This window comes from Caballeronia mineralivorans PML1(12), from assembly GCF_001028175.1.
Classification (GTDB): Bacteria; Pseudomonadota; Gammaproteobacteria; order Burkholderiales; family Burkholderiaceae; genus Caballeronia; species Caballeronia mineralivorans.
The window spans coordinates 35,325-49,325 of the sequence record NZ_AEJF01000258.1; the positions used below are offsets into that span (position 1 = coordinate 35,325).

General features: G+C 57.7%; 11 protein-coding genes. All 11 read right to left on the reverse strand.

Annotated features, from left to right (window positions below; genetic code table 11):
- Positions 1–22 precede the first annotated feature (22 nt).
- Complete coding sequence (gene pruA, locus EOS_RS41690; protein ID WP_047898090.1) at positions 23–1,633, reverse strand: L-glutamate gamma-semialdehyde dehydrogenase; 1,611 nt, start codon at positions 1,631–1,633, stop codon at positions 23–25.
- Between the two features lie 312 nt (positions 1,634–1,945).
- Positions 1,946–2,947, reverse strand: coding sequence for a LysR family transcriptional regulator (locus tag EOS_RS41695; protein ID WP_047898137.1), 1,002 nt, complete (start codon positions 2,945–2,947; stop codon positions 1,946–1,948).
- 70 nt (positions 2,948–3,017) lie between these two features.
- On the reverse strand, positions 3,018–3,872 hold the full coding sequence (locus tag EOS_RS41700; RefSeq protein WP_047898091.1) for an N-formylglutamate amidohydrolase: 855 nt from the start codon (positions 3,870–3,872) through the stop codon (positions 3,018–3,020).
- 474 nt (positions 3,873–4,346) lie between these two features.
- A complete protein-coding gene (locus tag EOS_RS45400; RefSeq protein WP_075645498.1) occupies positions 4,347–5,018 on the reverse strand; it encodes an NUDIX hydrolase in 672 nt (223 codons plus the stop codon).
- A gap of 218 nt (positions 5,019–5,236) precedes the next feature.
- Positions 5,237–6,877 carry a methyl-accepting chemotaxis protein gene (locus EOS_RS41710; protein WP_200908769.1) on the reverse strand — a complete coding sequence of 547 codons (1,641 nt, stop codon included), beginning with the start codon at positions 6,875–6,877 and terminating at the stop codon, positions 5,237–5,239.
- 466 nt (positions 6,878–7,343) lie between these two features.
- Positions 7,344–8,405, reverse strand: coding sequence for a maleylacetate reductase (locus tag EOS_RS41715; protein WP_047898093.1), 1,062 nt, complete (start codon positions 8,403–8,405; stop codon positions 7,344–7,346).
- 46 nt (positions 8,406–8,451) lie between these two features.
- Positions 8,452–8,748 (reverse strand): Dabb family protein, encoded by a 297-nt coding sequence (locus EOS_RS41720; protein ID WP_047898094.1) that lies wholly within the window; start codon positions 8,746–8,748, stop codon positions 8,452–8,454.
- A gap of 151 nt (positions 8,749–8,899) precedes the next feature.
- Complete coding sequence (gene mmsB, locus EOS_RS41725; protein WP_082163734.1) at positions 8,900–10,108, reverse strand: multiple monosaccharide ABC transporter permease; 1,209 nt, start codon at positions 10,106–10,108, stop codon at positions 8,900–8,902.
- 1 nt (position 10,109) lies between these two features.
- The gene (gene mmsA / locus EOS_RS41730; RefSeq protein WP_047898095.1) at positions 10,110–11,639 is read right to left on the reverse strand and encodes a multiple monosaccharide ABC transporter ATP-binding protein; all 1,530 of its coding nucleotides are present in this window, start codon (positions 11,637–11,639) and stop codon (positions 10,110–10,112) included.
- A 93-nt stretch (positions 11,640–11,732) separates the two neighbouring features.
- The gene (gene chvE / locus EOS_RS41735; protein WP_047898096.1) at positions 11,733–12,803 is read right to left on the reverse strand and encodes a multiple monosaccharide ABC transporter substrate-binding protein; all 1,071 of its coding nucleotides are present in this window, start codon (positions 12,801–12,803) and stop codon (positions 11,733–11,735) included.
- A gap of 96 nt (positions 12,804–12,899) precedes the next feature.
- Complete coding sequence (locus EOS_RS41740) at positions 12,900–13,988, reverse strand: Gfo/Idh/MocA family protein (RefSeq protein WP_047898097.1); 1,089 nt, start codon at positions 13,986–13,988, stop codon at positions 12,900–12,902.
- Positions 13,989–14,001 lie beyond the last annotated feature (13 nt).

Below are 14,001 nucleotides of genomic sequence, written 5' to 3' on the forward strand. Positions count from 1 at the left end.
TCACGGAAGCCGTGAAACAGGCTTACGCGCCGAACTGCCAGTCGCGCGGCGGCATGTACGTTTCCTTAACGACTCGTGGCGACGCCCAACGGAGCAGATTCAGATACGAGCCCGCTTTGTCATTGGTGCCGCTTGCCCGGCCACCACCGAACGGCTGCTGACCAATCATTGCACCGGTCGGCTTGTCGTTCAGATACAGGTTGCCGGCCGCATTGACGAGCGCATCTTCCGCCTGATGCAAAGCGAAGCGGTCGGTGCAGAAAATCGAGCCAGTGAGGGCATATGGGCTCGTCGCATCGATGAGCTCGAGCGTTTCCGGCCAGGCGTTGTCTTCGTACACGAACACCGACAGAATCGGGCCGAAGAGTTCTTCGGTCATCAGCGCATGCTTCGGGTCCGAGACCTCCAGGACAGTCGGCTCGACGAAGTAGCCCGGATCAGACCAAGTCTTGCCCCCTGAGACGACCTTGACTGCCGAGTCTTCCTTCGCCGCAGACAGGACGCGGCTGAGCTTTTGATGCGACGCCTGCGAAATCACAGCACCCATGAACGTGCTGAAATCGGCGACGTCGCCAACCTTGAGTTGCGCGAGACGCTCACGCAGCTCCTGCTCGACGGCACCCCACAGGCTTCTCGGGAGGTACGCGCGTGATGCCGCACTGCACTTCTGGCCTTGATATCCAAAGGCGCCGCGAATCAATGCGATTGCGACTTCAGAAGCGTTGGCAGATGCGTGCGCCAGAACGAAGTCCTTGCCACCGGTTTCGCCGACCAGACGCGGAATTGTCCGGAACGAATCTACCTTCGACGCGACGCCCTTCCATAGCGACTGGAACACGGCTGACGAACCCGTGAAGTGAATGCCTGCGAGGTCACGCGACGACAGCGCGAGGCGCGTCGTCAATTCAGCTTCACCCGGTACGAAGTTGATAACGCCCGGCGGCAGGCCGGCTTCCTCTAGCGCCTCGAAGAAGATGTAGTTGGCCAACGCCGACTTTTCAGATGGTTTCCAGAGAACCGTATTACCCATGATTGCGGGTGCGGTCGTCAGATTTGCGCCGATAGCCGTGAAGTTGAACGGCGAGACGGCGTAAACAAAGCCCTCCAGGGGGCGCCAATCGGTGCGGTTCACCGCGGTCGAAACCGACATCGGCTGCTCCGCATACACGCGCTGCGCGTTATAGGCGTTGAAGCGCAGGAAATCGATGAGCTCGCAGGCGCTATCCGGCTCGGCCTCTTCAACTGTCTTGCTTTGGCCCAGCATCGTTGCAGCGTTAATCTTCACACGCGAGCGAGTCGCGACAATTTCCGCTGCCCGATGAAGAATGGTTGCACGACTCGCGTGCGTCAGACTCGCCCAATCCCGTGCGACCGCCTTCGAGCTGGCGATGGCCTCGGTGATTTGAGCTTCAGACGGCCGGTGAATGCGAGCGAGCAGTCGTTGATGGTCGTGCGGCGCACGCACTTCTACGACGTCGTTCGAGAAATAACGCTTGCCACCGATAACAGTCGGGATTTCAACGACGTCGCGTTGTTCGAGTGCCTTGGTCAGCTCAAGGGCCGCCGAGGTTCCATGGCCGAAATGCACTTCCGGCTCGTTAGCCGGCAACGGGAATTGTGGACCTGAAATCACGCCTACTCCTTAAGAAAAGCCATTGGACGAACCGTGAGCAAGCGGGGCGTCTCGCGTCGAATGCGATTTCGTACTCTCCGTGGCCGACCTGTTGCAAGGGCTAACTGCAATTTCGAGAGTAGTCGTTGCAAAAAGGGGGGCCACTTGTTAAACCTGCCCTTATGCATTGAATCGGACGCGGTTATGGAAAGGCATGTGCGGGTGTGGCCCCGACGGAGGAGCTACTTGATGGAGACTTGCTGAAATCCCGCGGCTCAAGCACGGCGGCCTAGCGCGTCAGCAGCCAAAATCCGGCCGTGCGGACATCGACGACTAACCCGCTTCCGGCAAACAAACTTCTTCAGCTTTAAGCGACAACGCCTTCGCGATGTCACGGGACACCTGACGCTCGTAAGCCCGTCGGAGCAGGTCGTAGAGATCAGTTGGAAGGTGTCCGAGTTCGTTTTCTCGAAATGCCAGAAAGAACGAGCGGCTGAGTCCGGTGTAGGGGCGCCCGTGTCGCGAGAAAGCCGACAGCGGAACCACTCTCAAATCCGGCACGTAATGCCTGGACTGCCAGACACACAGCGGTGTGGTGATTGCGAAGCCAAGACCGGCGGCCACGAGACTTAGCATCGGGTCTGTCGCGTCAAATTCACATGTTCGTTCAACGTTCTCCGAATTTGCAGCCAGATAAGCGTCGACGTGCTGGCCAATTACAGACCGGGCACTGTAGCGAATGAGCTGAAGATGTCGACTTAGGTCAGCCAGCGTCGTAAAGTGGTCGACCTCAAAGCCCTTGGGCAGCACGACAAAATAAGGTTCGGAAAAGAGCTTCTGTCGACGAATGCCCGGCGCATGGGAGAGGCCGGTAGTAGTGACGGCCATGTCAAGCTGCCGTGCTTCAAGCTGACCGTCGAGTGTCGGTGTGATGCCAGACCACAAACGAATCTGGTGCGACGTGCCGGCGAGGGCCTTGATGATGACTGGACCAATGGTCGCGGCAAAGGAATCGACACAACCCAGCCGCACAATCACGCGCTTTGCTCTCGTCACGTTGCGCACGCTTTCAACCATCTGGTCGGCGCCCTGCAACAGAACAGTCGCGTGTTCAAAGAGCCGCTGGCCTGCTGCGGTGGGTCGCGCTGGCCGCGTCGCTCGGTCAAGAAGCGTAGTGTCGAGAATCGTCTCCAGCGCCTTGATTCTCTGGGAGACCCCGGCCTGCGAAATAGCAAGGCGACTTGCCGCATCTGAAATGGAGCCGGCCTCCACCACTGCCACCCAGCTGGCTAGCAGGTCCCAGTCAGGATATTGTTCCGGTACGCTCTCTTTCATGGTCGGCCACGATGTGACAGCAAAATGTAGCATGGATAGCCGTTGGGGCAAAACAACCTCCCCGACACAATCATTCGGAGCGACCCTTAGCCTCGACGCCAGCCTGAGCGGCATGCTCTTTTTTGGGCATCTGTTTCAAGACTGCTTCAATGGCCTCCAGCGCCGGAATCAGCGCAGGATCATCCTCGGCCTCCCTGCCCAAACAGGTAGCGGCGCGCGACTCGCAATCCAGCCGCCAACGCCCCGCTACCTCGATCTCCATCGCGTGAACTCCACTGACAGGCATGCCATAGTGTTGTGCAGCAAATGCATCAGCAAGTTTGCCATTAACGACCCATGACCGATTGAATGCCTGCGCGGATTCAGTGATTGCCGCTACCAATTGCCTGTCGCAGGCGGCCCCTCGGTTGGTCCCGATGTTACAGTCGGCGGCCCCGGGCTGGTCTCGATACGGTGACAGCCACCAGTTTGCATGTGAGACCAAGATCTGGACATTGTCATGGATGCTGCGCAAGCGTAGGAGCTCCATGGCGACTGCCGCATGAAATGGCCTCCAGTATTTCTCGACCCGAGCGTCCACATCTGCCTCGGACGGCTCCTGTCCTTCCTCATATAGCGCCTCGCCTCTGGACGTGTGCGTTCTGCACAATCCCACACGATTTAACCTGGCGGAAAGAGGCCGATTGTCGAGCGCGACGTTAAAGTCGATTACACACGGGTGATAAAGAGCGGAAACGCAGGTTATCCCCCTCTTCATCGCGACGGCTTGCAGAATCGCGCCAAAGGGGTCGGCCTGACGACCTTGGACAGGAACCCAAGCCGGATTCACAAGCAATTCCGCCGGCACCGAGGTCCCAGTGTGCGGAGTCACGACCAATACTGGCGAGTCACCGCAGAAAATCTGGCCATAAGGTAGGTTCTGCATGTTAGTACCCTCAGGTTCCCATCGACGCGCAATCGGATGTGCGGTTATCACGCGCCGGCGCATCTGGCCGTGACGCGGTATTGACGACGGTACCCGAACAGAATACTGAACAAGTCTCCGTAAGCCCGGGTTTATCTGTTTATAAGCGGCTCTTACGAAGTTGCCACGTTGCAGCCCGACTTCTGGAACATATTTTTCCAGAAGTCGGGCGGAACTTCACAATCCGACGATTTCGTAACGACCATGAGTCAGCGTCGCTCAAACGAGAGCGTGCAAAATCTATGGTCCATCCCATTTTTGCAACCCTGATCTTCGATGGCGAGTTGGCTTGCCTAAATCTATTCGGCGTCGTTATGGGGACTGCGCCCCGCGCCACGATGAGATTCGCGCCTGACGATTCTTAACAGTTGGTCGGCTTCGGAAAGCCTGTTTTGCACTCAGGCTCTTCTTCAGGCCTCCGTCGGACCGAAGTTTTCACCCTGATGCACACGGCTTCAGCCACGTGCATCCGTGATAACGAAGGCCAATGCCGCAGCGCGGACGTCTGACTCCCCTCGGCGGGGACAGCAAAACGACTGCGCCAGTCATGGCTTCATTCAGATACCCCGCAACATTCAGCGCCAGCAGAATAGAAGATACGTGCATTGCCTGGCCAATAAAGCCCGTCGGCAGCTTCGAAAGAACCTGGGCAATGGGGATGACATGAACGGACAGCCCTTCTTCTCCATGGTCAAGGCGTTGCTGTTGATCACACACGGCGTCAAGCGCAAGGTATATATGCACCCGATTCGTGTGCGACGCGGGATTCGCATGCAACGTACTTACATGTCTCCAAGATTTTGCCGTGAACCCAGTTTCTTCTTCGAGTTCACGACGCGCTGCCTGCTCGATATCGCTGTCAGTTTTTTCAACCGCTCCTGCAGGTACCTCTGTAAAGAAATCGCCGGCCGCATGGCGATATTGGCGTACCAGGACCAAGCGGTCATCAGCCGTAATCGCCACTACGTGTATCCAGTCTGGATAAGAAAGCACGTAATATGGGCTAATCTCCTGCCCCCCTGGTGTAACGCAATAATCAGCGCGCACATCGATCCAGCGGTCCTTTAAGAGAGACTCGCTCCTGATAGTTCTCCATTTTTCTTCCATTGCTGGTTCCCTTTGGTCACTCAACGTTGAACTTGCACTTTCTTCTAACGTAGATTTTACGGCGTCGACGTCGCGTGATAACGCAGTACGTTGCCGTAGCCGAGGTGATCGTAGCCTTCTAGACTAAAAAATCTGCGCCTTGCGACGCTCGGCCTGCTCACGAACCCGTGGTGTGGACCTACTCTCCCTCTCGGGCGACCTCTCCACTCATCTCGACGTCAGCCGGTTGCGTCATCCACCTGCGGTTGCAGACTTCGCAGTCCGGCGACGAGTGACTGACGTTGGTCGAACACTCCCGAACCCGAAGTGGTCGTTTCTTCGATTTTGAAGACCGAGACAGCGTCCCGCAACGCCGTCGCCTGCTCAGACATGGCCTGCGCGGCAGCCGACGCCTGCTCGACGAGCGCCGCGTTCTGCTGCGTAACCTCGTCCATCTGGCTGACCGCGTCGTTCACCTGCTCGATCCCGGTTCCCTGCTCTTCCGAGGCCGCCGTGATTTCGCCCATGATATCGGTCACCTGCCGCACCGACTTCACGATGTCGTGCATCGTCGCACCGGCCCGTTCAACCTGCTCTGAACCTTTAGCCACACGCTCGACCGACTCGGTAATCAATTCCTTGATTTCTTTCGCCGCGCTAGCGCTGCGCTGCGCCAGCGTTCGAACTTCGCTAGCGACCACCGCGAACCCTCTTCCCTGATCACCGGCCCGCGCCGCCTCAACCGCCGCATTGAGCGCGAGGATATTGGTCTGGAACGCAATCCCTTCGATCACGGAAATGATTGCTGCGACCTTATCCGAACTGCGTGAAATCGACTGCATCGTTTCGACCACCTGATGTACCGCTTCGCCTCCGCGCAGCGCGACTGCACAGGCTCCTCCAGCCAGCGCGTTCGCCTGTTTCGCGTTTTCCGTGTTCTGACGCACCGTCGAGGTCAGTTCCTCCATGCTCGCCGCCGTCTGCTCAAGCGATGCTGCCTGCTCTTCCGTGCGCTCGGAAAGATCCCTGTTTCCCTGTGCAATTTCTCCCGCCGAAATCTTCATCGATTCGGCTGACGACTGGATGCCTGCAACGATGGTTCTAAGCTGCTGCCGCATAGAATCCAGCGACGCCATCAGACTGCCGTGATCGTCCGGCGCCACCGGCACTGCAATCGCCAAGTTGCCTTCCGCGATGCGCGCCGCAACCTCCGCTGCGTCCACGGGCTCTCCACCCAGCGACCGGATGATCCCACGGGTAATCAAGGACCCCAACGCGATCGCGAGGAGCACCGTCACGACGCCCGCGACAGCAAGCGCAAGCTTTGTCGCCAGGGTCATCTCTGCCACCTCGTCAGCGCGTCTGTCGAGCTGCGCCTGCTCGGCGCTGTCGAATTGGGCCGCGACCGCCCGATAGCGCTCCATGAACTGCTTGTCGTTGCCCTGTCTGAAATAGTCCGTCAGCGCGTTCCACGGCTGCTCGCCAGCGGTTACTTCTCTACGCAATCCGATCAGCTTCTCGTCGATTTCATTGACCCTCGTGCGCATCTCACTTAGGGTGTTGAGTCGTTGTTGCTGGTCAGGATTGTCGGCTGTCAAGGAGCGGGACAGCTTCAGTGACTTGGCAAACTGATCGCTCCCCGCGTTGTAAGGCTGCAGCACCCGTTCAGTTCCGGACGCTACGAATTCACGCACACTCGCGTCCATCTTGATCATATTGCTCAACATGTCGTCGCTGGTCCGGAGAATCTGGTAGCTACGGACGTTCCAGCCGTTCGCTTGATTGAGCCGGAGGAAGTTGATGATAGAGATCGTGTTTCCGATCAAAGAAACGACTACTACTGCCCCAAACGTTGCGGCGAGCTTCCTGCCTATGGTCATCCTCATGATCTTCTCCTCGGTGGTGACATGCCACCTTTACGGCGTAGATATTTCGAAATTAAGAGCATGAGGCTAAACTCTGTATTTTAATTCGCATTACGAATTGTCTTACTTCTAACACCAACATCTTGTCAGCGAAAAGACCGGTGATGTCTAGACGCTGCGGCTAGCGATCAGTGGCGTAGAAAGCGAGAAGTTCGACACTCCATGCGTTCATCAGCTTGCTCCGCTCGTACCTCTCACGAGCTCTTTCCATTGGCGATTTTTTAGGATCGATGCCTGCGTCGTCCGTGCCCGGCCTGGATCTCACGCCCGGGCGTCCCCGATAGTCAGTCGGACCGTCTCACCGAACGCCGGGACCCGAAGACAAATCCCGTACGCCTGAAGGCGTGACGCGCAGACCGAATCAACTACCATGGGGTTTTCGAACTGATCAATGCATTTTGCGTAAGCCTCTAGCCGTTTCTCACGGACAAGGCCGACTTCCTTGCCATGCACGCTGGAGCAACTCTCGAAGGGGAGCAGCCTCCACTGGACGCGGGTTCCAGTATGGATTGGACATTGCTATCTCGCACGCACGATCGAGGTCGGCCTCGCTCAGTCCGATCTCACGTAACCCTCGTGGTACACCGAGTTCCTGGCTCAGTTCATACAACCCATCTGCGGCCGATTCCACATTGAGCGCACGCGCGATTCGTGCCATAGCCTCCGCTGCCACGACGCTGTTGTAGGCAAGCGCATGGGGAAGAACAATCGCATGCGTCTCCGCGTGCGGAAGGTTGAACGTGCCGCCAAGTGTGTGGCAGAGCTTGTGATGAAGCGCCATGCCGACGTTGCCCAGAACCATCCCGCAAAGCCACGCGCCATAGAGGCACTCACCGCGTGCCGTCTTGTCCCTGCTGCTCTTCTTCAAGCCTCGGAGCCCATTCGACAGTGCGCGGATTCCCTCTTCTGCCATAAGCGACATGACCGGGTTTCCGTCTTTTGCATACAACCCCTCGGCAGCATGTGCGATGGCATTCAGGCCGCTCACGAACGAGAGATGATCCGGCAAATTCACCGACAATTCCGGGTCATAGAGGACCGTTTTCGGAAGGACCCTGGAGTCGCGCCCGGTCTGCTTGAGCCCATCCTCGGTTATCCCATAGATCGGTGTCATTTCCGAACCCGCATAGGTCGTCGGAATGGCGATAATCGGCAAGGACGATTGAAGCGCGATGGCCTTGCCGAGGCCAATCGTTGAGCCTCCGCCAATCGCCACCGCACAATCCGCGTCAACCGTTTTCGCGTGCTCCCGCGCGCGGCGGACGTTTTCGATGGGTACATGCATCTGCGCCCCGTCAAAGACTCCGGCGCTCGACGGACCGAGAAGGGACGAAACAACCTCGGCCTGCGCTCTCTGCTCCGGCGTGCACAGAACCAGCGCCCTCCGGGCTCCCAGCTTCTCGACTTCCTGCTGGACGAGCTTCATGCTGCCGGCGCCGAACACCACCCGCGAGGCATGCGTCGTGTAGGTAAATTCGTACATAAGATTGGAGTTCCCTATCATTCCCTATCGTTCCATATTCGCCGGCTCAGATGTAATCGACCTGGTGTCGGGCGATACGGCTGTCCCCAATAACCTGCTTGACGCGCAGATGCTCCGGATGGGACGCGTACGCCTCCAGCGACGCCGGATCCTCGAACTCCGTGTAGAGCACGACGTCACAGGCGTAGTCGACCCCGCTCACATCCATACCGACCTCGAGCTTCGCTAGTCCCGGAATTTTTCCGATCAGACTTTCAAAGGCGCTCTTCACCAGTTGAGCCGTTTCCTTCTTTTGCTCGGGCGACTCACCGCGAACATCCCACATAACGATGTGCTTAATCATCTCGATTCCGTGTTTACGACCGAAGTCCGTGCTAATTTTGTTTAGTCATCCATACCTATGGATGCTTCGCCCAGGTTCGCCAGATACTCTGCCGTTGAAATTGGCTGCTTCTCGCCCGTACCATCTGGCTGCACGTCCGGCAAGCCGACGCTCAGGCCTTGTTCTTGTTGTAGACATCAACAAAGACAGCCGCGAGCAACACCACGCCCTTGATCACCTGCTGGTAGTCAACGCCGATACCCATGATGGACATCCCGTTGTTCATGACACCCATGATGAAGGCGCCTACTACCGCACCAACCACCTTCCCGACACCACCGGAAGCCGACGCACCGCCGATGAAGCATGCAGCGATCACATCGAGTTCAAAGCCCGTTCCGGCTTTCGGTGTGCCGCTATTCAAGCGGGCTGCGAATATGAGGCCGGCCAATGCGGCTAAAACACCCATATTCACGAAGGTTAAAAAACTGATGGCCGGAACGCTGACCCCGGATAACCTCGCCGCCTTCGCGTTGCCGCCCACTGCGTAGATACGACGGCCAATGGTGGTGCGATTCATGACGAATGTGTACACACCAATCAGTACTCCCATAATGACGAGAACTGTCGGCAGGCCGCGATAGGAGGCAAGGATGGCGCAGAGGAAGACAATCAGGCCGGTGAGGATGACGTTCTTCGCGACGAACATGGAGAACGACCCGCTACCCATACCGTATTTCGTTGCGCTCGCGCGGTGTCGAAGTTCAATCACGAAGAAGAGAAAACCCACCAGAATTCCAAGCAGGATGGACGTGACGTGCAGACTCTGCCCGTGAAAGACGTCGGGAATGAAGCCGGAACTGAAAGCTGCGAAAGCGTCGGGGAACGGGCCAATGGATTGGCCCTGCAACACGAGGTTTGTCAGCCCTCGAAATACCAGCATGCCGGCCAGCGTCACGATAAACGATGGCATCCGCCAGAATGCAATCCAGTAACCTTGGACGGCTCCAATCAGCGCACCGGTGGCTATGCAGATGATGGTGGCCAGCACGTAGTTGACATTAAACTGGACCATCAGCACTGCTGCGAGTGCGCCCACCAGTCCAGCGGTCGAACCGACCGAGAGATCGATATGGCCCGCCACAATCACCATCAGCATGCCGAGCGCCATGATGACGATGTAACTGTTTTGAAGCACAAGATTCGTCAGATTGAGCGGCTGCATCAACACGCCGCTCGTGGACATCTGAAAGAAAGCCATAATGACGATGAGCGAAATCAGCAGTCCGTATTCACTGGCGCCCCGCTTGAGCACCCGAACGATTTCGCTATGTTTGACTCCGGCGTCCTGCGGCGCCGCCGGTGAGAGTGTCTTACGCATTTCAGATGCCTCCATTTCGCATGATTGCCCGCATGATCTTTTCCTGCGAGACCTCCTCCGCGGTGAACTCGCCGACGAAGCGGCCTTCGTTCATGACATAAACGCGGTCGCACATGCCAAGAAGCTCCGGCATTTCCGAAGAAATCATGACGACGCACTTACCCGCTTCAACCGCTTGATTGATGATGCTGTAGATTTCGTACTTCGCTCCCACATCAATGCCGCGCGTGGGCTCGTCCAGAATGAGTACTTCGGGTCCGGAAAACAGCCATTTGCTCAGCACGACTTTCTGCTGATTGCCGCCGGACAGATTGGCGACAACATGTGTTCCTCCCTGGGCGCGGATACGGAGCTTCTTCAGGAAATCCCCCGCGACCCGTGCTTCCTCGTGTTCGTTGATAACGCCGAGATTCGACACACCTTGGAGGTTCGCCAACGTGATGTTTCGCTGGATGTTGTCGTCAAGGAGCAGGCCGTTTCCTTTACGGTCTTCGGTCACATACGCGAGACCCGCGTTAATGGCCTTCTGTACCGACGAAACGTCTACCGGCTTCCCGTGCATGAGCACCGTTCCGGAAATGTCCTGACCGTACGTTGCGCCGAAGACACTCATCGCAAGCTCGGTCCGCCCGGAACCCATAAGACCGGCGATACCTACGATCTCGCCTTTTCGCGCCTTGAGATTAACGCCCTTGATGACGGCGCGCTCCCGCTGGGTCGGATGCTGTGTGCGCCAGTCCCTGACTTCGAAAATCACCTCGCCGATATTCGGCACTCGCTTAGGATAACGGTCAGACATCTCACGGCCGACCATCGCCTTGATGATCCGGTCTTCGCTCACACTTTCGGCCTTGCAGTCGAGCGCATCGACAGTTGAGCCATCACGGATGACCGTTATGCCGTCTGCCACGCGCGAGATCTCGTTGAGCTTGTGCGAAATGATGATGGACGTCACTCCACGCGCCTTCAGCTCCAGCAGGAGATTGAGCAGCGTGTCGCTGTCCTTTTCGTTGAGGCTTGCCGTTGGCTCGTCGAGGATCAACAGACGGACCTCTTTTGACAACGCCTTGGCAATTTCGACAAGCTGCTGTTTGCCGATGCCGAGCGTGCCTACGGGGGTATCGGGGGAATCAGTCAGACCCACCCTCGCTAGCAGTTCCTTAGCCAGGGACCGGGAACCCTGCCAATCAATAACACCCCACGTCGACTGTTCGTTACCCAGAAAGATGTTCTCGGTAATCGAGAGCATGGGTACGAGTGCGAGTTCCTGATGGATGATGATGATCCCCACCTGCTCGCTGTCGGAAATATCCGAGAACGCACGATCTTCACCGTCGTAGACCACATTGCCCGCATAAGAGCCGTGTGGATAGACGCCGCTCAGGATCTTCATCAGCGTCGACTTACCCGCGCCGTTCTCGCCGCATATGGCATGAATCTCGCCTTTGCGGACTTTAAGACTGACGTTATTCAGGGCTTTGACCGCGCCAAAGCTCTTCTGAATTTCGTTCATCTCCAGAATGGTTTCCATCGTCGTATTCCTCGGGTTACTCACGTACAACGCGTGTCTGTGTAGTGTCGGGCTGCCGCCGCGCGCCCGGCACCCACGAAGGCCGGGACACTGTTACTTCAACTGCGCCTGTGTGTAATACCCGCTAGTGACGAGCTCCGGCTGCCAGTTGTCCTTGTCGACGAGGATGGGCTTCACGAGGTAGGTCGGAACAATCTTGGCGCCGTTGTTATAGCTCTTCGTGTCGTTCACGGGCACGGGCTTTCCAGTGAGCGCGTCGTCCACGATATCGGCTGTGATGCCAGCCAGCTTGCGCGTATCCTTGAATACGGTCGTCGTCTGGTCGCCGCGTATGATTCCCTTGACGTTCTGCAGATCCGCATCCTGTCCGGTGACGACCGGCATCGGTTGTTGCGCCGAACCATAGCCGACACCCTTGAGCGAGGAAATCACTCCGATCGCGATGGCGTCATTCGGCGTCCACACGGCATCGAGCCGGTTGTTGCCATAGAAGGCGCTCAGCAGGTTGTCCATGCGGGACTGGGCCGTGGCTCCGTCCCAGTTGCGAGTGGCGACTTTCTCGAATGCCACCTGCTTGCTTCGAATCACGAACTTCCCGTTGTCGATATACGGCTTGAGTACCGACATCCCGCCGGCGTAGACCATATGCGCGTTGTTGTCGTCAGAGGAGCCGCCGAAGACCTCCACGTTGAACGGGGTCTTGCTACCCGCCTTCTGCCAGGCAGCGACGATGCTCTGACCCTGCAGGACACCCACACCGTAGTTGTCGAACGTGGCGTAGTAGTCAACGTTCTTGGTCTGGCTGATCAGGCGATCGTACGAGATAACCTTGATACCCTTCTGTTGCGCAAGCGCCAGGGCGTCGGAGAAGGTCTTGCCATCGATCGGGGCGATCACGAGCGCCTTGACGCCCTTCGCCAGCATGTTCTCGACCTGATTGACCTGCGTCGGGACGTCATAGTTGGCGTACTGGAGATCGGCGGAGTAGCCCTTCGCCTTCAGCGCGTCGACCATGCTCTTGCCATCGGTAATCCAGCGCGATTCCGTCTTGTCCGGCAGTGAAATGCCAATGACACCCTTGTCCTGTGCGTAAGCGGATAGGGACACCGCCGACAATGCAATCGAAGCGGCCACAGCTACAGCGACGTTCTTGATGATGTTCATCGTTTGTCTCCTAATAAGGATTACATAATTTACTTCTGACTTTCTTCAGTCAGTTTTTGGTAGCTGGCCCCGAAAGGAGGCCAGCCACTCACCTTCTTACTCAATAAAGATCTCTGCACCGGCCTGCTTCGACGAAGCGAACATCGCCTCAATGACGCGGCTGATGTTGTACGCCTGCGTGGAGGGAACAACCGACGGTGTACCGTTACGAAGCGCTTCGAAAAAGGCATTCGATTCGCGGTCGAAGTAAACCGGATTCCCGATTTCAGCAATATCGGGTGAATACTCGGTCTTCTTCGTGGCCCATATTTCGGGAAAACTCGTTTCCTGCCATTCGGTCCATCCTTCCGGATAGGCGCCCTTGCCAGCGTCGTAGACCTTGTAGCTTGACGGCAGCGATCGCGAAGACATGATGCCTTCGGTGCCGTACGCCGTGATTTCCCAGCTTTCGGTCCACGGCAGCACGTCCCACGACATGAAGTCGATCACCACGATCTTGTCTTCGTAGTTCAGCACCGCGCCCGCTGCATCCTCGCGAGACTCGTCGCCATGAAAGTTCGGGAACTTCGTAATGCGGGCGTTAACACTTCTCGGCATGCCGAAATGCAGGAGGATGCGATCCACCAGATGGCAGCCGATGACGAACACGGCGCCCCCGATATCACCCGGCTGGGTCATGTGGGCCGTGCCCGCCTCGTCATGCGAGCAGCCGCCGTGCGCGCGCACCTGGACGACTTTCCCGAGGCGGCCGCTCTTCAGCGCTGCCTGCATGGCGTCGACCGACGGAGCGAAGCGCCAGCAGTAGCCCACCTGTACGAGACCGCCCGTACGCTCGACCGCTTCGACAATCCGTTTGGCATCCGCGGAGCTGCGCCCCGCGGGTTTTTCGCACAGGACCGACTTGCCGGCCTCGAGTGCTTCAATGGTCAGCTCGGCCATCTTCTCGCTTTTCGAATGCACGAGCACCACATGCACATTTTCATCAGCGAGGATGTCCTCTTTCGTTCGCGCCTCGAGGCCAAGCGCATCCACGAACGGCTTGAGCAGCGGACTGGTGTCCCACGCGCCGAGCATCTTCGCGCCGGAGCGACGCTGGATCGCCTTGACCCGACCGGACGTGTGAGGATGGGTGACGCCAAGGCATGCCACGCCTATCGTTTCGTTGGGACCGATCTTTCGCGTCATGATTTATCTCCTC